The 20,160-nt window shown below is 56.0% G+C and carries 19 protein-coding genes; 15 read left to right on the top strand and 4 right to left on the bottom strand.

What is annotated here, in order from left to right:
• Window positions 1–105: 105 nt before the first annotated feature.
• Window positions 106–876 carry a cyclase family protein gene (locus tag ACTQV3_RS04315; RefSeq protein WP_441031657.1) on the bottom strand — a complete coding sequence of 257 codons (771 nt, stop codon included), beginning with the start codon at window positions 874–876 and terminating at the stop codon, window positions 106–108.
• A gap of 162 nt (window positions 877–1,038) precedes the next feature.
• Here ACTQV3_RS04315 and ACTQV3_RS04310 point away from each other — a divergent pair, with 162 nt between their 5' ends.
• From ACTQV3_RS04310 to ACTQV3_RS04290, 5 genes are all read left to right on the top strand, one after another.
• Window positions 1,039–2,229, top strand: coding sequence for an aldo/keto reductase (locus ACTQV3_RS04310; protein ID WP_441068493.1), 1,191 nt, complete (start codon window positions 1,039–1,041; stop codon window positions 2,227–2,229).
• Between the two features lie 95 nt (window positions 2,230–2,324).
• Window positions 2,325–3,191 (top strand): deoxyribonuclease IV, encoded by an 867-nt coding sequence (locus ACTQV3_RS04305; protein ID WP_441054457.1) that lies wholly within the window; start codon window positions 2,325–2,327, stop codon window positions 3,189–3,191.
• A gap of 147 nt (window positions 3,192–3,338) precedes the next feature.
• Entirely contained in the window at window positions 3,339–4,199 is an 861-nt protein-coding gene (locus ACTQV3_RS04300; protein ID WP_441041007.1) for an ABC transporter substrate-binding protein, read from the top strand.
• A 116-nt stretch (window positions 4,200–4,315) separates the two neighbouring features.
• Window positions 4,316–5,677 (top strand): ABC transporter permease subunit, encoded by a 1,362-nt coding sequence (locus tag ACTQV3_RS04295; RefSeq protein WP_441068495.1) that lies wholly within the window; start codon window positions 4,316–4,318, stop codon window positions 5,675–5,677.
• Between the two features lie 12 nt (window positions 5,678–5,689).
• Window positions 5,690–6,442 (top strand): amino acid ABC transporter ATP-binding protein, encoded by a 753-nt coding sequence (locus ACTQV3_RS04290; protein ID WP_022094423.1) that lies wholly within the window; start codon window positions 5,690–5,692, stop codon window positions 6,440–6,442.
• Window positions 6,443–6,558: 116 nt separating this feature from the next.
• Here the strand turns inward: ACTQV3_RS04290 and ACTQV3_RS04285 are convergent, their stop codons facing one another.
• Window positions 6,559–6,804, bottom strand: coding sequence for a hypothetical protein (locus ACTQV3_RS04285; RefSeq protein WP_441068497.1), 246 nt, complete (start codon window positions 6,802–6,804; stop codon window positions 6,559–6,561).
• 147 nt (window positions 6,805–6,951) lie between these two features.
• On the opposite strand from ACTQV3_RS04285, the gene ACTQV3_RS04280 reads away from it, so the two are divergent.
• Window positions 6,952–7,170 carry a heavy-metal-associated domain-containing protein gene (locus ACTQV3_RS04280; RefSeq protein WP_427747961.1) on the top strand — a complete coding sequence of 73 codons (219 nt, stop codon included), beginning with the start codon at window positions 6,952–6,954 and terminating at the stop codon, window positions 7,168–7,170.
• Between the two features lie 20 nt (window positions 7,171–7,190).
• On the opposite strand, the gene ACTQV3_RS04275 is transcribed toward ACTQV3_RS04280, so the two are convergent.
• Both ACTQV3_RS04275 and ACTQV3_RS04270 read right to left on the bottom strand, forming a co-directional pair.
• Window positions 7,191–7,616 (bottom strand): hypothetical protein, encoded by a 426-nt coding sequence (locus tag ACTQV3_RS04275; protein ID WP_441068499.1) that lies wholly within the window; start codon window positions 7,614–7,616, stop codon window positions 7,191–7,193.
• Complete coding sequence (locus tag ACTQV3_RS04270; protein ID WP_441568609.1) at window positions 7,609–9,180, bottom strand: Y-family DNA polymerase; 1,572 nt, start codon at window positions 9,178–9,180, stop codon at window positions 7,609–7,611. The genes ACTQV3_RS04275 and ACTQV3_RS04270 overlap by 8 nt, the downstream gene beginning before the upstream one ends.
• A gap of 235 nt (window positions 9,181–9,415) precedes the next feature.
• Between ACTQV3_RS04270 and ACTQV3_RS04265 the strand changes: the two genes are divergently transcribed.
• The 9 genes from ACTQV3_RS04265 (at window position 9,416) to pgi (ending at window position 20,114) form a co-directional block, all read left to right on the top strand.
• Window positions 9,416–9,919, top strand: a complete 504-nt coding sequence (locus tag ACTQV3_RS04265) for an iron-containing alcohol dehydrogenase (RefSeq protein WP_441068501.1) — start codon at window positions 9,416–9,418, stop codon at window positions 9,917–9,919.
• A 604-nt stretch (window positions 9,920–10,523) separates the two neighbouring features.
• Window positions 10,524–12,464 carry a hypothetical protein gene (locus ACTQV3_RS04260; protein WP_427727802.1) on the top strand — a complete coding sequence of 647 codons (1,941 nt, stop codon included), beginning with the start codon at window positions 10,524–10,526 and terminating at the stop codon, window positions 12,462–12,464.
• A complete protein-coding gene (locus ACTQV3_RS04255; protein ID WP_441068507.1) occupies window positions 12,464–14,578 on the top strand; it encodes a DEAD/DEAH box helicase family protein in 2,115 nt (704 codons plus the stop codon). Before ACTQV3_RS04260 ends, ACTQV3_RS04255 begins: the two co-directional genes overlap by 1 nt.
• Complete coding sequence (locus tag ACTQV3_RS04250) at window positions 14,568–14,750, top strand: hypothetical protein (protein ID WP_441068509.1); 183 nt, start codon at window positions 14,568–14,570, stop codon at window positions 14,748–14,750. The genes ACTQV3_RS04255 and ACTQV3_RS04250 overlap by 11 nt, the downstream gene beginning before the upstream one ends.
• Window positions 14,731–16,737, top strand: a complete 2,007-nt coding sequence (locus tag ACTQV3_RS04245; RefSeq protein ID WP_441068511.1) for an AAA family ATPase — start codon at window positions 14,731–14,733, stop codon at window positions 16,735–16,737. The genes ACTQV3_RS04250 and ACTQV3_RS04245 overlap by 20 nt, the downstream gene beginning before the upstream one ends.
• On the top strand, window positions 16,730–17,176 hold the full coding sequence (locus tag ACTQV3_RS04240) for a hypothetical protein (RefSeq protein WP_441056979.1): 447 nt from the start codon (window positions 16,730–16,732) through the stop codon (window positions 17,174–17,176). The genes ACTQV3_RS04245 and ACTQV3_RS04240 overlap by 8 nt, the downstream gene beginning before the upstream one ends.
• 365 nt (window positions 17,177–17,541) lie before the next feature.
• The gene (locus tag ACTQV3_RS04235) at window positions 17,542–17,925 is read left to right on the top strand and encodes a (2Fe-2S)-binding protein (RefSeq protein ID WP_441068513.1); all 384 of its coding nucleotides are present in this window, start codon (window positions 17,542–17,544) and stop codon (window positions 17,923–17,925) included.
• A 1-nt stretch (window position 17,926) separates the two neighbouring features.
• Window positions 17,927–18,220 (top strand): FAD-dependent oxidoreductase, encoded by a 294-nt coding sequence (locus tag ACTQV3_RS04230; RefSeq protein WP_441068515.1) that lies wholly within the window; start codon window positions 17,927–17,929, stop codon window positions 18,218–18,220.
• A gap of 199 nt (window positions 18,221–18,419) precedes the next feature.
• Window positions 18,420–20,114: a glucose-6-phosphate isomerase gene (gene pgi, locus ACTQV3_RS04225; protein WP_117817172.1), complete on the top strand. Its 1,695-nt coding sequence runs from the start codon at window positions 18,420–18,422 to the stop codon at window positions 20,112–20,114.
• The last annotated feature ends 46 nt before the right edge of the window (window positions 20,115–20,160 follow it).

Below are 20,160 nucleotides of genomic sequence, written 5' to 3'. Positions count from 1 at the left end.
CCCATATAAAAGGCGCCCGCATATGGGGCGCCTGATGGATTGTATGCCGCTGGGGCATGTGGCGTACACCGGAGGCTGAATTTAGAAGAACAAATGCATGGGAACTTATGCCGCGGGGCAGATGGCAAAAACGCGCGCGGGATATCCAACGCCATCGCGCACCTTGGGGAAGGTGCAGAAGATGACGGCGCCTGTGGCGGGAAGCTCGTCCAGATGGTCCATGACCTCGATCTGGTAACGGTCGACCGAGAGGATGTATTGCTCGCCGGGGTAGGGGTAGGCGTCCTCGCGTGTGGTCACGGATGCGGGGTCGGTGTCTGCCGGCTCGTGGCCGATAGCGCCGATGTTGCGCTCTTCTACAAGCCATTTGATGGCGTCGAGGTCCCAGCCGGGGTAGTGGGGCTGGCCGTCCTCGTCCTTGTTTTCGAGGTCGGCGAGCTTGGACCAGTCGGAGCGGAAGGCGACGAAAGCGTCCTCGGGAATGCGACCGTGCTCGTCCTCCCAAGCTTTGAGGTCATCGATAGTCAGGATAAAGTCGGGGTTTGCGGCGCACTCCTCGTGCTTATCGATCACGCAGAGCGGATGCATAAACTCGACGGGCTCGATCTCGCCGAGGGAGCGGCCGTCAACATGAAAGTGGCGCGGCGCATCGACGTGGGTGCCGTACTGCGAGGCGACCGAATACTGGAAGCAACGCATGGGCGCGAGCATATCCTCGGGCGTGCCGGGCAGGTAGTCGAAGAGCTTGGTGGACTCAAATGGCTTAAAGCCAAACCAGTGCGGGGTGTCGCACGAGAGCGTGTGGGTGAGGTCGATCCAGCGGTAATCGGTGCTTTTGAGCTGGGTGGCGAGGTTCCAAAGGTCGAGCGTGGGCATGGCTGGCTCCTTTCACCGGACTTTTTGCTGATGTTAAAGCGGTGTCGTGACGGCTCGATTTCTGCTGCGTTACGATACGTTCTCGATTGCGATTCCGATGTGTTTCGGTGGCGTGACGGGTTTGTTTCGCCGCGTCAGAGCTTCGATGGGGGAGGAGGGGCCGTGCAGTATCGCGTTGACCCCAAAAGCGGTAACCGTATCTCGGCGTTGGGGCTGGGGTGCATGAGGTTTCCCGGTGCGCCGGGACGCCCCGATGCGAAGACAGCCGATGCTATCGTTTCCCGCGCCGTGGAGCAGGGGATAAATTACCTGGATACGGCTTATCTTTATCCCGGCAACGAGGCTTGCGTAGGCGCTTCGCTTGAGCGCTTGGGCCTGCGCGACCAGGTTTTGCTCGCGACCAAGCTGCCGCACGCCTCGTGCAAGTGCGCGGAGGATTTCGACCGTTTCTTTGATGAGCAGCTGCGCCGCCTGCGGACTGACCATATCGACTACTACCTCATGCACAACATCACCTCGCCCGCCCAGTGGGAACGTGTGGTGGCGTTGGGCATCGAGGACTGGATCGCGTGTCAAAAGGCGGCGGGGCGCATTCGCCAGATTGGTTTTTCGTATCACGGCAGCGCGGCGGATTTCCTGACGATGCTTGACGCATATGACTGGGATTTTTGCCAGATACAGTACAACTATGCCGGCGAGCGTTACCAAGCGGGAACGGCGGGGCTCATGGCCGCCGCCGAGCGAGGCCTCGCGGTGTTTGTGATGGAGCCGCTTTTGGGCGGACGCCTGGCAGGCAAGCTGCCCCCGCGGGCCCGCGCTGTGCTCGATAGCGCCCGTGACCCGCATTTGCGCACCCCTGCCGCCTGGGGGCTTTCGTGGGTGTGGAATCATCCTCAGGTGACGATGCTGCTTTCGGGTATGACCGATACCGCGCAGGTGGATGAGAACGCGGCGTTGGCCGATCGGGCCCTGCCGGATTCGATGACAGCTACTCAGCTCGATGCCATCGCGCACGTGCTGACGGAGTTTGAAAAATCGAATCGCGTGCCCTGCACGGGATGCGGCTATTGCATGCCGTGTCCTAAAGGCATCAATATTCCTGGGTGTTTTGCCGCCTACAACGCAAGCTATGCGCACAGCTGGTTTACGGGTCTATCGCAGTATTTTACGGCGAGTGCGGTGCGCACAAGCGAGCCCAAGTTGGTGAGCAATTGCGTCAAGTGCGGCAAATGCGCACGCCACTGCCCGCAGCACATCGATATTCCCGAGCGTCTCGACGATGTGCGCCGACGTTTCCAGCCTGGCCCCGTGACGGCGGCGCTTAAGGCCTTCGGCAAAACGCGCTCCTCATGACCCTTTTATAACTTGCGGTGGAATAGTTCCTGTTTGCGGCAGAATAAGGCATCAACAGGAACTATTTTACCGTAACTGATGAGGGGGAGCTGGGGATGCTGACGATTGGGTGTCACCTATCCACGACGAAGGGCTATCGGGCGATGGGGGAGACGGCGCTATCCATTGGCGCCAATACCTTTGCATTCTTTACGCGCAACCCGCGCGGCGGCAAGGCGAAAGACCTTGACATGGATGACGTGGCGGCCCTGCGCGAGCTTATGGAACAAAACGATTTTGGTCCCCTCGTGGCCCATGCTCCGTATACCTATAACCCCTGCTCGGCCAAAGAGCGGGCGCGTGAGTTTGCCCTGGAGGCCATGGCTGAGGACCTGCAGCGTATGGAAGCGCTGCCCGGTAACTACTACAATTTCCATCCCGGTGCGCATGTGGGACAGGGCTCCGACGCCGGCATTCAGATGATCGTCGACACCCTGTGCCAGGTGATGTTTGAGGGCCAGCAGACGACGGTGCTGCTCGAGACCATGGCCGGCAAGGGCACCGAGGTGGGCCGCAGCTTTGAGGAACTGGCGATCATCATCGAGGACGTTGCTGACAGGCGCCCCGAGCTGTCGGCCAAGCTGGGCGTTTGCCTGGACACCTGCCATGTAAATGACGCCGGCTATGATATCGTCCAAGATCTTGACGGTGTGCTCGACGAGTTCGATCGTGTGGTGGGTATCGAGCGCTTGCGCGCTGTGCATATCAATGATTCCAAGAATCCCCGCGGTGCCCATAAGGACCGGCATGAATGCATCGGCAAGGGTTACCTCGGCAGCGAGGAACTTGGCGGTGGAATGCAGGTTATGCAGAATATTGTATCGAATAGCTGCCTGCGATCACTGCCATTCATTTTGGAAACGCCGAACGAACTTGCAGGTTATGCGGCTGAAATTAAACTATTAAGGTCATTGCAGCAGTAATGACTGTCATAAAGTGGAGTGTTCCATTCACGTTATGGGTTTGTTTCAATCAGTTTTCTAATTGCAGATTCTCTCACGCGGGTGCATAATAGCCCTCAGTTTTTGCAGGCCCCTGAATCACATGGGGCCATTGGAAGGAGACTGATTATGAAGCTGAAGAAGCTTGGCGCATTTGCCGCCACGGGCGCCATGGCGCTCGCCCTCGCACTGACGGGCTGCGGCTCGTCCAACGCCACCTCTGGTTCTGATGCCGGTTCCAGCAGCTCTGACGACGCTAAGGTCGAGAAGGTCGACGGCTCCAAGGAGTACGCGCTCGTCAAGGACGGTACGCTGACCGTCGGCACCTCTGCCGAGTACGCTCCGTTTGAGTACAAGGATGACAACGGCGATTATCAGGGCTTTGACCTTGAGCTCATCAAGGCTATCGGCGACAAGCTGGGCCTGGATGTCGAGTACGTCAACAACGACTTCGACACGCTCGTCCCCGGCGTCGCTTCGGGCACCAAGTATGACGTCTCCATTGCGGCTATCACCGACACGCCCGAGCGTGAGAAGGAAGTCGCTTTCTCCGATTCCTACTACATGGACGATCAGGCTATCGTGACCAAGGTCGATAACACCGACATCACGGCCGACAATTACAGCGAGAAGCTCAACAACGCCGACGCTACCATTATCGTCCAGTCTGGCTCGACCGCCGAGGCCTTTGCTCAGGAGAACTTCCCCAAGGCCAAGATCATCCCCTACAAGGACGCTACCGAGTGCTTCAGCGCCCTGCAGTCCGACAAGGGCGATGCCGTAGTCACCAACCGCTCCGTTGCCAGCCAGCTGACCGCCGAGCAGTTCAACACCTGCCACACGGTTAAGCAGATCAGCACCGGCGAGGAGTACGCCATTGCCATCAACCAGGGCAATACCAAGCTCAAGGACGACATCAACCAGGCCATCAAGGACCTGACCGACGACGGTACCGTTGACGCCCTCATGGCTAAGTACAACATTAAGTAAACAGATACTTGATTGCGTGTGGGCCCTTTCCGTTTAGCGGAGAGGGCCTTTGCGCTTCTCTCGACGGAGAGTGTTTCCGTCTCTATTTGCCGGCAACTTCTACGATAGGAGCCACCTTGTCTCGACTGAACAAAGGGGCCGCTGGGCAGCGTTCTTCACTACCCGCCTTGCTCCAAAAGCTAGCCTGCGTCATGGCCGTGGCGCTCGCGCTGGTGTGCGTGGGGGCATCTGCGCCCTCGACTGCCCAAGCGCTTGAGACCGCAAAGATTACCGCCCGACCCAACACCGGTTCGGGCAGCGATGTGGTCGGCGGCACCGAGACACGTATTACCTGGGAAGTTCAGGCCGACGCCGACGAGGAGCTGAGCGGTCTTTCGCTGACGTTTGTCGACGGCACGACGTTTGGTACCGATGACACGCGATTGACGATGCTCTCGGGCGAGGACCTCATGGATCGCACACCCATGAAGCCCACGTGCACGGCTGATGGCCAGACGCTCAAGATCGACTTTGGCGAGACGGCGCCTGCCGGCGGCTTTTTCCGTGTCGAGGTGTACGGTGTGACCTTCCCCGTCGAAGGCGGCGACGAGGCCTTTAGCGGCACCTATACGCTCGCCGACGGTTCGACCAAGAAGATTTCCAAGATTCCTTCCGTCGAGATTAAGGGCGTGACGGCCTTCGATAACTTCCAGGCCGATCTTAAGGAACAGCCGTGGGTCGAGGCTTGGAATTCCAATATGTTCCTGCGCCTGTTCTTGAACCCGGTCATTTTGGTCCAGAGCCTGCCGGTCGTATTTAAGGGCTTCCTTATGTCGCTCTCGATCGTGCTTGTGGCGTTTCCGCTGGCAATCCCCTTTGGCTTTGCCTTGTCGCTCATGCGCATCTCCAAGTCGCGCATCCTGCGCTGTCTTGCCGGCATCTACGTGAATATCATCCGTGGTACGCCGGCGTTCCTGCAGATCTATATCGCGTTCTTTGGCCTGCCACTTGCCGGCGTCAAGGTGGACGACTACGTCTTGGGCGTTATCGTCATGGCCATGAACTCGTCTGCGTACCTGTGCGAGATCTTCCGTGCCGGTATTCAGTCGATCCCCAAGGGCCAAAACGAGGCTGCCCGCTCGCTGGGCATGAATGCCTTCCAGACGTTGCTCTACGTTATGATTCCGCAGACGTTCCGCAATGTCCTGCCTACGCTGACCAGCGAGTTTATCCTGCTTTACAAGGATACGTCGCTGCTCGCCGCCGTGGGCGTGGTCGAGATCGTCATGAATGCCCGCACCATCGTGGCGACGACGGGCTCCATCACGCCGTATGTGGTTGCCGCCCTGTTCTATCTGGTCATTACCCTGCCGCTTGCGCGCTTGGTGAGCGGTCTTGAGGCGAGACTTCTGGGGACGGCCGAAACCAAAAAGAAGCGTCCCACCAAGAGCGCCGGACAGGTTGTCGCGACACCCGCCGATCATATTGCAGGTCTGTAAGGAGGTTCTATTATGAGCGAAACCAATAACTCGAACGAGGTCGTCGTCAGCATCAAGAATCTCCAGAAGGCCTTTGGCGATAACGTGGTCCTGCGCGACATCGATCTGGATGTGCACAAGGGCGAGGTCGTCGTGGTCCTGGGCCCCTCGGGCTCGGGTAAGTCGACGATGCTTCGCTGCATTAACCGTCTTGAGGAGCCCACGAGCGGCTCGATTGTCGTCGAGGGCGTGGATGTGTGCGCCAAGGGCGTCGACCTCAATAAGGTGCGTACGCACTTGGGCATGGTGTTTCAGCAGTTCAATCTGTTCCCGCACCTGTCGGTCAAAAAGAACGTCATGCTTGCGCAACAAAAGGTGCTCAAGCGCAGCAAGGAAGAGGCCGAGAAGATTGCCGTCGAGGAGCTGACCAAGGTCGGTCTGGCCGAGCGCATCGATTTTATGCCGAGCCAGCTTTCGGGCGGTCAACAGCAGCGCGTGGCCATCGCCCGCGCCCTGTCGATGAATCCGCACGTGATGCTCTTTGACGAGGCTACGTCGGCGCTTGACCCCGAGCTCGTCCGCGACGTTCTGGGTGTCATGCGCGATCTTGCGCGTGACGGCATGACGATGATCGTGGTAACGCACGAGATGGGCTTTGCCCGCGACGTCGCCGACCGCGTCGTCTTTATGGACGGCGGCGTTATCGTGGAGGAGGGTACGCCGAGCGAGGTCTTCGACCATCCTAAGAGCGAACGCACCAAGGCGTTTTTGGGCAACATCTCGTAGCTGCTTTATGTGGCTGACATAGCAGAAAACGGGGCTGGATCTGGATCCAGCCCCGTTTTTGTTGGGATGCGAATGTGTTTTGGTGCAGAGCCGCGTATGGGCGGAGCTTATCGCCGTTAGGCGAGCTCGGCTCCAAGGGCGCGACAGGCGGCCTCTGCCTCGGCGCCGGGGGCGTCGTAACAGATGACGGAATCGACGATGTTGATGCCGGCCTCGTCGGCGTCCGCCTTCCAGTTGTCCATCCATTCGCCCTCGGCCCAAGAATAGGGGCCAAAGAGGACGACCTTCTTGTCGCCGAGGGTCTCCTTGACTTCGTCCCACATCGGCTGAAACTCATCGTACTCGAGCTCCTCGGAGCCCATGGCGGGGCGGCCGAAGGCGATGGCGTCATAGCCGGCGGCTTATTTTTTGGATTCCGGCGTATTGTCGCATCGACGCATGGCACATGCTGTTGCGGCGATGGGGCGGGCAGAAAGAAGGTCAAGAGGGCCGCGGTCGCGGACACCGATGTGTCTCACTACCCCTATAGCGATGAGCTGCTTATTGGCGGTATGAGCTGCGGCGGCTGCGCGCAAAATGTGACGAACGCCCTCAACGCTCTCGATGGCATTTGGGCCACGGTGACGTATACAGACCACACGGCGTGCATCCGTTCTAAAAACCCGATCGATCGTGAGGTGCTTGAGGCTGCCGTGAGGGATGCGGGCTATTACGTCATAAAGCCGTAGGGCCGGGCGTGCGCTTGCGCCTAGGCTCGGCCGCGCAGCTCGATGTCTTGGATATCGTCGAAGCCGATGGCGATGTCTCGGAGTTTGAGCAGCTTGAACGCGGGGAGCACTTCGTCGAGAATGCCGGTGCGGCTACGATAGCCGTATGTATCGTAATAAGTGACGCGCACCAAGTCGCCGCGTTTGAGGCCCTCGAGCTTTTTTGAAAGTTCGAGGGCTTTTTCTTCCGTGAGTTCGCATTTGGGCTCAACAGAGATCTCTTGTTTGCGCACGAGCTCATAGTATCCCGTGAGGGCGGCAAAGGGCATAAACTGCGCGGCGCGGTTGGCGCGAACGGCACCGTTAGCGGTGAGCCTGGGGTCGGCGGCGCGACGCCTTCCATCGGGGTCCGCCAGGCGTTCAAAAGGCGTCGGTGGCCGCATCGGCTGTTGTTGGGACTTAGGCACGATGTCCTCCTACCTGATCGTTGCGTTCGCGTGCGGTGGCGCCGGCGGTAAAGCTTAATCCCTTGACCAGGGCGTTCTTGCCGTACTTGCCCTTCACGGCCAGAACGGCGCGGGCCAGGTCGCGCTCGCGTTCATCGGCCTTAACATCGCTAAACAGATCGATGGTGGCAAATTCCTCGGGCATGAGGTTGCCAAAGCCCAAATTGATGCGCTTGACCGGTCGTTTGGGATCGACGGTCTGCGCCCAGAGCTCATCGAAATAGCCCATGATCTTCTTAAACGAATTGGTGCGCTCGGGCAGCTTGCGCGAAGCGTTAGAGTGCGCAAAGAGCGCGGCATAGCCGCCACGCGGTTTGCCGCCATGCTCTCCCACAAAGATGCCGTCGATTGCCTGTGCCTCGCGCACCAGACGGCGTCGTTCGTCATCGCGCTGGACGGGCTTGGGTGCACGGGGTGCGAGCTCGGGGCCGGCGGTTGCGGCGGGTTCGATGCTCGACGTGCTCGAACGCAAATGTCCGCATCCGTCTACATATTGCGCTGTGCCGCTGGCGTCGAGGCGGCGTATGTCGGCGCGCTCGCTCGCGTAGCCCACAAAGAGCGAGATGCTGTCGCAGACCACGTGCTTATCGACCAAGTCCAGTACGGCGTTGTCGACCATCTCGCGCAAGACGGTGTAGGCCTGCTCGTAGGCATAACCCTTCGAGAGCACTTGTCCTGTGGTGGTTGAAGTTGCCTGCGGGCGATAGGCCTGAATATCGGCGATAGTTGTCGGCTCGCGCCCAAAGGCGTGGTCGATGAGATACTCGGCATTGACGCCGAGTTCGTCGTAAAGCAGGTTTTCGTCGAGCGCGGCGACACCCATCAGATCGTATGCCCCGTACTTTTCGAGGCGAGCTGCCACGCCGGGGCCGATACCCCAGATATCGGTGATGGGGCGATGGGGCCAAATCTCCTTGCGAAAGGTCTCGTCGTCGAGTATACCGATGCGGCTGGGTACGTGCTTAGCGGTAATGTCGAGCGCCACCTTGGCCTGGAATAGGTTGGGGCCGATGCCGACTGTCGCCGTGATGCCGGTGCGCGCGAGGACCTCATCGCGCAGCATGCAGGCAAAGCTTTTGGCATTGGTATGGTAGAGCTCTAGATAGGGTGTCACGTCGATAAAGCACTCGTCAATTGAGTAGACGTGAACGTCTTGCGGACTGACGTATTCCAGGTAGATACCGTAGATCTGCGCCGACACCTCCATGTAGTGCTGCATGCGCGGTACGGCCTTGATGTAGTCGATGCCGTCGGGAATCTCAAACAGGCGACAGCGGTTGTGTATCCCGAGGTCTTTCATGGCCTGGGTAATGGCGAGGCAGATGGTCGTACGCCCGCGTGATTCGTCGGCAACGACCAGGTGGGTGGTGAGCGGATCGAGCCCGCGGTCGACGCACTCGACGCTGGCGTAAAACGTCTTGAGGTCGATGCAGATATAGGTGTGACGCCCGTGCCCCACGCGTCCTCCCATCAAACACATGTTCTTATCGAATGCATGTTCGATAATACCCGCTCGTCCGGACATCGTCAAAACCTGCCAAAAAGGGACAGGTTTATTTTGGTAGGTAAAACGCTTGACCGACCAAAACAAACCTGTCCCTTTTTGGCAGGTATGGTCGGGCGGTTGTATCGGGTTTTAACGCAGCTCTAAAGAGCGCGAAACAGCCCGGAAAACCTCGCTTCGTAGCATGAGCCTAACGATCGATACCACCATAAAGCACGGAAGGGTTGTGGGGATAATGGTCAACTATGGGTTTGGTATGCCGACGCGCCTTGTTGCGGATGGAGACGTGGCTCGCTGGTGTGGACGATTGGTCGCTCACTACGGCGGCACCAAGGCACTGGTGGTGCTGGGTGGCGACAAACATACGCGCGATGAGCTTGTCTCGGCGGCGCTCGGCTCGCTTGACCGAGCTCTGCTCGAGCGCGTGCTTTTTCGTTGCGGCTCGGTTGAGGGCGACGGGGGAGACGAGCTGATCGACGAAGCTGTGGCCCTGGCGACCGACGAAGGCGTGGACTTTGTCCTGGCGATCGGCGATGCCGATACTGCTGGCTTTGCGCGCGAACTCGCGCGTCGCATGGCGGAGCTCGATGCCGGCGAAGACGGTTTTGTGCCTTATGGCTGTATTGTCTCGGAGGGCAAGGTGCCTGCCGTCGTGGGGGCCGGCGAGGTTCCCGTTTTTGCCATCATCGCGCCCGAACTGCTGGAGGGCATTGGGTCTCCTCTGCGCGAGCTGCTCGGCAGCGTGTGCGCCACGGCGTAGGAGGGCGTTATGCCGTATGTTCAGCTTGCTGTTGCTATAGCTTGCGAAAGTTCGTTTGGGCCATGAAGGAAAGGCGCCATCTTATGACAGGGTCGCCGCCGCTTTGACATTTGATGTATGGCGATTCATGCTTGTTTGCCGCCTGGAGCCCACGGTATGGCGCGCCTTGCGCGCGCAGGCGAATGGCGGCATGCCGTTTTACCGGGGACGAAGCGGGCTGAGTTTGAGGCTAACGTTGCAGAAATCTATAGATTGCACAACAGATGTTCCCATCAAGAGCGTTTGGTTCTGGAGGAACTTCGTAATGAGACGGCGATGCTTGATAGATATTCCACAAGTCTCTGTTGGGTCGCTGAGAGGGTCGATCCTTCTGCCGCTGGCTGGATAGCTTCGAATTCCCGCGTCGATGACGTGCGGATGCGACGTCCCGACTGATTCGTTTTCCGATAAAGTCCTGTTTTTATTTTCGCCTCGGATAATTGCTCGCGTCTAGGCAGATGCTAATGGCGAGAATGCCGCTAGCAGAATTGATCAACATTTTCTACAACCTCAGTGCTATTTTAGATCACACAAATTGAGAGCTTTATTGTGTAAGGGGAGCAGATTGTCCAGCCGGCCAGTATCGTGTGCTATCGATTTTGTTAAAAGCAATAGCCACCTACGTATTGGTCTTGTTGATGCCGATTTAATCGATCATGGCACGCGCCATCCAAACCTGGTTCTTCTTAAACTGAGTGGATATTTCAAGGCGAGGGGTCATAGCGTCGAGCTGATCGAGGCGTTTGAAGCAGTCCCAGATTACGATATCGTTTTCATCTCTTGCGTTTTCACATTTACGAACATACCGGAAGGCTTATTGGCCCTTCCAAACGTTGTCTATGGCGGTACGGGTTTTTATGAAGACGGCGGAGAAAACCTACCGGATGAGGTGGAGCATTTTCATCCCGATTACAGCCTGTATCAGTCGTTTGTCGAAAAGCAGCTTGCTTCCGGCAGGAGGCGTAGCCAATATGCTGACTACCTTGATTACTCGATTGGTTTTACTACGAGAGGTTGTTTTAGAAAGTGCAGCTTCTGCGTAAACCAAAAGTACGATCACGCCTTTAAGCACTCGCCTGTTTCTGAGTTCCTAGACGAAGACAGGCCCTACATTTATCTCTGGGATGATAATTTCTTTGCGTTTCCCGGTTGGCGAGAGATCTTGGATGAACTTCGTGAGACGGGCAAGCCGTTTCAGTTTCGCCAAGGTCTTGACGTGCGTCTTATGACCGATGCGAAGGCAAAAGCTCTTTCCGGCTGCCGTTATCACGGGGATTATATTTTCGCCTTCGACCACATCGAAGACCGTGAGCTCATAGAAAGAAAGCTGCGCATTTGGCGAACTTGGTCAGATAAGGGTACCCGTCTGTATGTTTTGAGCGGCTATGATTCTCAGGACGCGCAAGATATTGCCAATGTGTTCGAACGCATCTCGATTCTAATGAAATACGGCTGCCTACCGTATATCATGCGGTATGAAAAATACAAAGAGTCTCCTTTACGAGGCTTATATGTCACCATTGCCCGATGGTGCAACCAACCGCAGTTCTTCAAAAAGAAATCGTTTCGAGAATTCTGCGAGGCAAACCAAGCGCTCCACAAAACGAAGGGGACGCTTTGCTCCGCTTATGCGGCAATGACTTCATTTGAACAAGAGTATCCAGAAATCGCAAAACGCTATTTTGATTTGAAATTTGAGGAAAGAAATATGCTTCGCTGGTATGGAAGGCAGTTTATTGGTACCCCTTCTAAGGACGTTGACGATATCCAGCGAAATGCATGGGCACGGTTTGCCACTGGGGAGTCAAGTACTGAAGAAGTTCTAGCAGCTTATTATGCCAAAAACCTTGATATTGTTTGGTTGGCAAGTGCTGGCGAAATGAGTTCCGGGGGGGGGCTTTCGAAGGAGCTGTTCTCGCTGCTGCGTGAAGCGAGCCTCAGGCAAGTGTTCCATGCCGTTTGTAGTCTGCAACCGTGCGAGTTGATTACGGCTGCCAATATTCCACAGTTTAGCAACCTAGAGGCCCTCGATGCTGCTGTGCGTATTCTCACGCTGATTGGCGAGCCCCTCACGTTTGAGAAGCTCGGCATTTACCTGACTGGCGATAGAGGCAAAAAGGCTACGGCAAACATCAAATATGGTGAGAACCATGGAAAGCTAGCAACGCTTCTCGACCTCGCTGATGTAAAAGGCGAACGGAGGGGGATCGAGATCGTGGCGTCTCCGTTTTCCGACCTGTACTGCGCTCTTCCGGATGATGAAAAGCAGAATATGCTTGCAAAGCTGTGCTTCCGCATCCCGGTTATTAGAGAGCTGCTATGTGATGCGGCGAAGGCCGATGATGGGGAACCGGTTTATATCGAGGATTATCTAAGACCATTGTCGGATTCGACGAAAAAGCGGCGAGCTCCCAACGTTGCGGGCCTCCTTCGCTTGATTGACGGTCAGTGCGGTACTGAAGACCGGGCACTATCTGTTGCCATTTCGCGGATCGGCAGGCGCTGATGGGTCTGAAGGAGTTGCATATCGGAACATCTTATGAGACGCTTGGGGATGTGGACCCCGTATCCGACTTCTATATACCGGCACTTTCACAGGCTGTTGAATATGACCGAAGTGTAGGGTTTTTCTCGTCTGCAAGTCTTGCTCTTGCGGCTAGGGGCGTCGCGGGGTTAATTCGTAACGGCGGGACCATGCGCCTGATTGTTAGCCCAAATCTAAACGAGCGTGATATCGATGCGATTAAGCTGGCTGCCAACAATCCGGATGAGGTAATTGAAGGCATAGCAAGCGAACTTCTCGGGAATATTGACGCTCTTGCCGATGAAATCGAGCGTGACCATGTCAAGGCGCTCGGTTGGATGCTTGCAAAAGGGCTTCTGGAAATGAAGATCGCCGTGATCGTTGATGAAGACGGCAATGTACAGGCTGGCCAGCTCTATCATCAAAAAATCGGCCTTATTGAGGATTGTGACGGCGATGCGCTCTCATTTAGCGGCTCGGTAAACGAGACGGCGTCGGGATGGCTGCTTAACTGCGAAGAGTTCAAGGTGTTCAAAAGCTGGGAGCCGGGACAACTCGATTTTTATCAATCTGATCGGGCAAAATTTGAATCACTTTGGAATGGTGAACATAAGAGCGTAAAGACGTTCGTCCCAACGCATTCGTTTTGCGAGAAGCTCGTTTCTGCTGGCGCCAATTTTGAACTCGAGCATAGTGTTATTGCCAATTATCGTCGAACTCGCAAACAAACGCGGATCTCTCTCTTTCCTTACCAAAAAGAGGCGCTTGAAGCATGGCTTGCCAATGACGGTAGGTTGTTATTCGAGATGGCAACGGGGACCGGTAAAACGCGCACCGCCCTTGCTTGTGTTGGGGAGCTTCTTGCTCGAGAGAAGAAGTTTGTCTGCATCGTTGCTACGCCGCAGAGTACATTGTCGCGTCAATGGGAAAAGGAGACCGCCGCTTTAGGGCTGCAGTTCGACAAATCTGTATTTGCCGATTCATCTGCCGGACCGAGCGCTCGTTGGCTTAAGGAAATCTCTTCGGCGATTTCCAGGATACGCATAGGGCGATCGTCGAGCTTGATTATCTATACCACCCACAAGAGCGCATGCAGCAAGAAGCTGCTAGATATTATCAACAAGCTCCCTGATTCGGTGGCTACATGCATCGTCGGCGACGAGGTCCATGGAATGGGCTCGCCGAAGCAGCGTGCCGGGCTTTTGGAGAGGTATCGGTATCGAATTGGCCTGTCTGCTACGCCGTCCCGTTGGTTTGATGAGGATGGAACCGAGCTCATTCGCAGATACTTTGGTGACAGGTCTTTTGTGTTTACGATTGCTCAGGCTCAAAACACTATTAATCCGATAACAGGTGATACGTTCCTCTGTCCCTATGAGTATCATCTTGTGTTTTCTAGCTTGAACGACGAAGAGCTAGATAAATACTGTGCTTTGACGAAGAGGATTGTGGCGGCTAAGAATAGCCCACTGCCAGATGCGGAAGAGCATGTCGAAAAGCTTCTTCGCGATAGGGCAGAAATCAAAAAAGATGCCGCCTCGAAGATAGTCCACTTTGAAGACTTGATTGATTCGGTTGATTTGACCGGAGCAATCGTTTTCACTTCGCCCCACAGAATCTCGGAAGTGTGTTTGATGCTCGGTTCGCATGAGATTGCGGCGCATCGTTTTACCGAAGAAGAGGGAACGGCGAAGCGGGTGGAGTATGGCGGTCTGAGCGAGCGTGAGTATCTTTTGGACGCATTCAGGCAGGGCGACATTCAAACGCTCGTGGCAATCAAATGCCTTGACGAGGGCATCGACATTCCTGAAGCGAAAACGGCCGTTTTGCTGTCGAGCAGCACGAATCCGCGCGAGTACGTCCAAAGGGTGGGCAGGGTGATTCGCCGACACCCCGGAAAGAAGATTGCCCATATCTACGATTTCGTAATTGAGCCGGATTGGAAACGAATCAAAGAGATGGGCGGCATTGAACTCGAGAAAAAGCTGTTCAAGCAAGAGATGGTTCGCATCGAAGACATGCGCGCGAATGCAGTGAACAGCACTGATTTGTTATTTGAGGTACAGGACCGTTTGAGGAGGGCAAATGGCTATTAATCGGCAAGTACTCGAAAGCGTCAAAAAGGAATGCACGGGCGATCAAGCCATGCTCCATTTCCTGCTTGAGCTTATTTCGTACGAAATGGAAGGAAACGGCAGCTATCGAAAGCGGTACGAGCAGGAGTTGGATTCTGCAGTAAGGAAGAACGATGAGATTCAAGCAGATTGAGATTCACAACTATCGTCAGTATCGTGATCTGACACTTGAGTTTCGTCCGGGCGATCACGATCTGCAGTTAATCGTTGCCGATAACGGCGTTGGCAAGACAAATTTGCTCAATGCATTTACTTGGTGTTTATACGGTGATGAGCCTCATCTTGGCAACAGCAAGTATGACGCCGGAGAGCCCAAGCTAAACAAAGAGGTTATTGCCGAATGCGTTCAGAATAGCGTTTGGGTAGAAAACGTTAGTGTTATTGTGACCGTTGAGTTGGGAGATACTAAAAATTCAACTGTAAAGATCAAGCGTTCTGTCCCCTTCCGCTTGTTGCAGAAAAACGGGCTGGAATTTATTGAGAAAAAGGCCGAAGAGCAGTTTACGGTGACAGTGACGAATGGGATTGATGGTCAGGCTCTTTCGCTTAAGAATGAAGGGGCAACGGCATACATCAATCGCTATCTCCCCGAATCAATTCGAGAGTATTTCTTTTTTGATGGCGAGCAGCTCAACACCTATTTTCAGGAGACAAAGGGCGACCGCATCAAAGAGGCGGTGTATTCAATTTCGCAGATTGATGTGCTGTCGAGAACGATTGATCATCTAAAGACGACCGTCTCCGGAAAGAAAAGGGATGCGTCTGCGATTTCAAGTAGCACTGCGCAGATCTACAAGAAACTCGATGAGCTTAAGCAGACTCGTGATGGGGATATTGACCGGATAGAGCGCAACCAGTCCAGTTTGTTTGAGGCGAAGCGTCGATTATCGGATATCGATGGGCAGCTGCGTGGCGTTGAGGACGTGCGTGGTATTGAAAACGAGCGGGAGGCAGCCCTAGAACTCGAAAAAAGCTATCTCGAGCACTATAAGCGGGATCAGGCCAAATACTATGAGTTTGTTCGCAAGATGATGGTGGATTTTAACCTTTATCCCGTTGCGAAAAAGACTCTCGATGTCATTGAAAGGATGGAGCGAGAAGGGCATTTGCCACCCTCGATTGATCCCGAGAAGCTTCAAAAGGCCCTCAGCATGGGCACATGCACGTTATGTGGCCATTCTCTTAATGAGGATGAGCGGGCACATATCGAAGCAATGCTCAATCAGTTTAAAGTGAGTAGTGAGACATCGAACATTCTTTCGTCAATGCGAAGCGAACTTAAAAGAATTGTCGATTCCGTTAAACGGTACCCAGCCGAACGAAAACAGGTCCTTCAATCACTCAAAAAAGACGAGCAGGGTCTCGAGCAGATCGGCCTTCGGCTCAATGACATTAATGCACGCATTACAAAGTTTGCGGAGTCTTCGGATGATTTGAAGCGCCTATTTGAAGAGAGGGAACAGCTTGATGCTGAAATCGCTTCACTGAATCAGGGTATCGGCGCGTTCCAAAGCAAAAAGGACGAGATGGACGGCATGATCTCGGTCTGGGAGAAAAAGCTAAATGCGGGGCTTGAGAAGGACAAGAAGACAGAAGCGGCGAATCGGGCTATTTCATTTGGCAACCGAGCGCTCAGCGTATTAAAGGCTGCCGAAAAGGCGATTGTTGATGACGTGAGAAAGCGAATGGAGTCGCGTACAGAGGCTCTGTTTAAGGGGCTTGTCTGGAAGAATTCCAAGTGCGATCGGATTGAGCTGACAGAGCGTTATCAGCTATCGCTTTACGATAGGCAGGGTTATTCGTGCGCGGGAACATGTTCCGCGGCGGAGAGATCGCTGCTCGCACTCTCCTTTACGCTCGCCATGCACGAAGTCTCGGGGTTTGATTCCCCGTTGTTCATTGACACGCCCATTGCGCGTGCTTCTGGTGAAAACAGGGAAAACTTCGCAAAAACGCTGGTCGAAGTAAGCAAGAACAAGCAACTTATCTTAGCGTTTACGCCGGATGAGTATTCCGAGGCGATTTCGCGTGAGTTTGAACCAGCCATCGCGACGTATACGCGCTTGCGTTTGGATGAGCAAGAGTCGGAAGTCATGAAGGAGGTCGAGTATCGTGGCTAATGAGAGCACGCCTTTCGCTACTATTCTCAATACGACTGATGAGGCATTTGAGGGCATCGTAAAGACCATGAGTTCATTCCCTCTGTTTGACGGAATGACAAATGAGGACAAGATGCTGTTTGCTTTGGCTTTGGGTTATCACGAGGGCCTCAAGCCTGAACTAAAGAGGCCGAGAAACTTAACTAGGGCGGAATATTTATCCGACAAATTCAAGGCAGTTGCCAATGCAATTAATCTCGCAGATGCCGGATTTGAAAACACGGAAGTCGTTCGAGACAGGAAGGCCGCGTCTTCTCTTGTAGAGCGCTATGCCAACGGTGGATTTCAATTGCTCGAAGGAGAGGTAACTGAGCTTTCTGATGCAGAGGCGGTTGCCGACGATTATGTTGCACGTATGGATGAGATGTACGAGGAGTATACGGGGGAGAAGATCGACTGATGTAGCGGACTCGTGACCTTGCGTTTTAAAGTGTTCGGCAAGGTGGGATGTTCATTCCGATAGTGGTTCAAGCCGACTTGTCGTGTTGGGCTTGACACGCGTGTGGGCTCAAAGTCAGAATGCGCAAATGGATGCAGCCGGATGGTCTTGTTTTGAGAACCATCCGGCTGCATCCTTTTCGTTCTATGGGCGATCTGACAACCTATGGGCTTTGGCCCCGATCGTTTTGGCGGACCCGCGCGGTAAAATCTCGTGCTCCATTGTTTCCCTTTGAATGGTAATCGACCGGAAACTGCTCGTTAACAGGGCAAATCTCAGGACAGGCGCTGTTGGTAACCGATGAACGAGAGGGGTTTGGTGTTGCCATGTCCAGGATTGTCGAACATCCCATTTTGGGTGCTCCCAGCAAGGGGAGTCGAGTCGTTTTTACCTATGACGGTGTTGAGATGGAAGGATACGAGGGCGAACCGATTGCCATGGCGTTCAAGGCCGCAGGCGTCGAGGTCCATCGCTTTGCCGCCAAGCGTCACGAGCCGCGCGGCATCTTTTGCGCTATAGGTCGGTGCACCGACTGCGTCATGGTCGTGGACGGCAAGCCCAACGTACGTACGTGCATGACGCCGCTCGTCGCCGGTATGGACGTGCGCACGCAAGACAGCGTCGCCTCGTTCGATTTGGATGACCCGCGTGCCAAGGCTTTGGTTGCCGAGGCGGCTGCAAGCCCTGCTGCCGTAAAGGAGACTGAGTAGCATGGAGCGTCATGATCTGGTCGTGGTCGGCGCCGGTCCCAGCGGCCTTTCCGCTGCCATCGAGGCTGCCAAGCGCGGGCTCGACGTCGTCGTGTTTGACGAAAACGCTCGTCCCGGCGGTCAGCTGTTCAGACAGATTCACAAGTTCGTGGTGATTCCGGCGGTGCTCATGTATTACCTGGATGTCGAGGTTGCCGCGGTGCCGCACTTGGCACAGCTAGCGCGCCGCGTGTGGGGCGTTGACGAGGCGGGCGATATGGCCGTCGCCCGTATCTTCAGCATGATGCTCGCCTAATACCTGCCAGGAAGGGACAGGTTTATTTTGGTAGGTAAAGCGTTTGACCTGCCAAAATAAACCTGTCCCTTTTTGGTCGGTCGCCGTTTGGGGGCGGATTGGCAACGCTCGCTGATTACGGTCTTGACCTGCGCTAGAATAGGGGCATCTGATTATCCGGGTGCATGGAGGTTTGCGCCCGTATGTTGAGGAGGACTTTATGGCAACTGTTGCCGCACCTATCGACGCTACGTCGACCGCCGCTTGGAAGGCGCTCGAGGCTCATCAGGAGAAGCTTGAGGCCGAAGGTATCGACCTCAAGGCCTGGTTCGCCGCCGATGCCGAGCGCGTGAACAAGCTGAGCTTTGACGCCGGTGACCTGCACTTCGACCTGTCCAAGAACCTGGTGACCGATGAGACCGTCAAGCTGCTGTGCGATCTTGCCCGCGAGGTGAAGCTCGAGGAGCGCCGCGACGCCATGTTCTCCGGCGAGCACATCAACACCACCGAGGACCGCGCCGTCCTGCACACCGCGCTGCGCCGTCCGGCAAGCGAGAAGGGCCAGCTCATCGTCGACGGCCAGGACGTCGTCGCCGACGTGCACGAGGTCCTCGACCGCATGTACGCCTTTGCCGAGCGCGTGCGCTCCGGTGAGTGGAAGGGCGTTACCGGCAAGAAGATCGAGCATCTGGTGTCCATCGGCATCGGTGGCTCCGATCTGGGCCCGGTCATGGCCTACGAGGCCCTGCGTCCCTACGCCGACGCCGGTATCGACTGCCGCTATATCTCCAACATCGACCCCAACGACCAAGCCGAGAAGCTCAAGGGCCTGGATCCCGAGACCACGCTCGTGATTATCGTCTCCAAGACCTTCACCACGCTCGAGACCCTCACCAACGCTCGCGAGGTCAAGACCTGGATGCTCGAGCAGCTCAAGGCTCAGGGTGCCATCGACGGCTCCGATGAGCAGAACGCCGAGGCCGTGGCCAAGCACTTCGTTGCCGTTTCCACCGCACTCGACAAGGTCGAGGCCTTTGGCATCGACCCCGCTAACGCCTTTGGTTTCTGGAACTGGGTCGGCGGCCGCTATTCCGTCGACTCCGCCGTGGGTCTGTCGCTGATCGTCGTGCTCGGTCCCGAGCGCTTCCAGCAGTTCCTCGAGGGTTTCCACGCCATCGACGAGTACTTCTGCAATACCCCGCTCGAGAACAACGCCGTCGCGCTGATGGGCCTGCTCAACGTCTGGTACGTCAACTTCTTCGGTTCCAAGAGCCACGCCGTGCTGCCGTACTGCCAGTACCTGCACCGCTTCCCGGCCTATCTGCAGCAGCTCACCATGGAGTCCAACGGCAAGCACGTCCGCTGGGACGGCAGCGCCGTGACCTCCGACACCGGTGAGATCTTCTGGGGCGAGCCCGGCACCAACGGTCAGCACGCCTTCTACCAGCTGCTGCACCAGGGCACCGTGGTGGTCCCGGCCGATTTCATCGCCTTCGCCAACACTGCCAACCCCGCAACCGACAGCGGCCAGGATGTTCACGAGCTGTTCCTGGGCAACTTCCTGGCCCAGACCAAGGCACTCGCCTTTGGTAAGACGGCCGATGAGGTGCGCGCCGAGGGCACGCCCGAGCAGATCGTCCCGGCCCGCTGCTTTGAGGGCAACCGTCCGACGACCTCGATCTTCGGCGACACGCTGACCCCGTTCGCACTCGGCGAGCTCATCGCCCTGTACGAGCACATCACGTTTGTCGAGGGCACGGTCTGGGGCATCGACTCCTACGACCAGTGGGGCGTCGAGCTGGGCAAGCAGCTTGCCAAGCAGATTACCCCGGCCTTCCACGACGACGCCGCCAAGGCCGAGCAGGACGCTTCGACCCAGGCGCTCATCGAGTTCTACCGCGCTCACCGTAAGTAGTCTTTACGGCCGAGTTGGCTTATGACTGAAAGGGGCCCGTATCTGT

The sequence above is a fragment of the Collinsella sp. LCP19S3_A7 genome, from assembly GCF_052121995.1.
Classification (GTDB): domain Bacteria; phylum Actinomycetota; class Coriobacteriia; order Coriobacteriales; family Coriobacteriaceae; genus Collinsella.
Note: the sequence above shows the minus strand (reverse complement) of the source record. Positions and strands in the feature narration are given on the sequence as shown.